This is a genomic window from Mesorhizobium sp. M4A.F.Ca.ET.090.04.2.1 (assembly GCF_003999085.1).
Lineage (GTDB): Bacteria > Pseudomonadota > Alphaproteobacteria > Rhizobiales > Rhizobiaceae > Mesorhizobium.
Genome location: NZ_RZOT01001038.1, coordinates 1 through 393, shown reverse-complemented (window position 1 = coordinate 393; position 393 = coordinate 1). Strand labels below are relative to the sequence as shown.

Below are 393 nucleotides of genomic sequence, written 5' to 3'. Positions count from 1 at the left end.
GGTCTAGGAACGGCAGCAGGAGGCCAATGCATGGCAGCGACCGTTGCTCAGGGCGCCCCGGGGATACCGGCGCGCTGGACGTCAAGCGCCAAGAGCGGCGTTGGCACTGCGCTTTCTGAGGTCAGCCCCCTCTGGTTCACGCTCAGCCACGGCATCCTCAACGAGATCTACCATCCGCGCCTCGACAGCGCCTGCACGCGCGACATGGAACTGATCGTCACCGGCCCCGGCGGCTATTTCTCCGAAGAGAAGCGCGATGCCGCGCATGAGGTCTCGACGGTCGATGCCGGCGTGCCCGCCTACCGGCTGACCAACACCGCGACCGATGGGGCGTACAGGATCGGTAAAAGGATCATTACGGATCCGAAACGCCCTGTCCTGCTGCAGGAGCTG

The 393-nt window shown here is 65.1% G+C and carries 1 pseudogene; it reads left to right on the top strand.

The features are described from left to right. Positions 1-30: 30 nt before the first annotated feature. Positions 31-393: pseudogene (locus EN781_RS33925) on the top strand (glucan 1,4-alpha-glucosidase); the annotation flags it as partial.